This is a genomic window from Kluyvera ascorbata ATCC 33433, from assembly GCF_000735365.1.
Classification (GTDB): domain Bacteria; phylum Pseudomonadota; class Gammaproteobacteria; order Enterobacterales; family Enterobacteriaceae; genus Kluyvera; species Kluyvera ascorbata.
The window spans coordinates 1-302 of sequence record NZ_JMPL01000245.1; the positions used below are offsets into that span (position 1 = coordinate 1).

Consider the following 302-nt stretch of genomic DNA (forward strand, 5'->3'; position numbering starts at 1 on the left):
TGCACGGTTATCCTGATAAGGTGTGATCTTCTCTGACAATCCGATGTAGTCGCCTAACGGCTCCGCTTGTTGCTGTTCACCAACGGGGCTTTATGGCTTCTATTGCCTAAAATCGGGGGAAGGGAAGGCTGGTGGGTTCCAGCCTTTGGCGGTCATCTCACCTTCTTAAATATGAGCAAGACCAAAACAAGGCAAATGGCACTACCGAAAAATGCTGTGATCAATAGGTTATCCACTGAACGCGATAAGTCATCTATGATCGCCCCACATAAACGAGCTTCCATCTCACCTTTTAGAGGGAG

1 protein-coding gene is annotated in these 302 nt (G+C 48.0%); it reads left to right on the forward strand.

Features of this window, described 5'->3' with window-relative positions; all coding sequences use genetic code 11:
* Positions 1-69: 69 nt before the first annotated feature.
* On the forward strand, positions 70-302 hold a 233-nt coding region (locus GKAS_RS25215), incomplete at its 3' end, for a hypothetical protein (protein WP_210436389.1).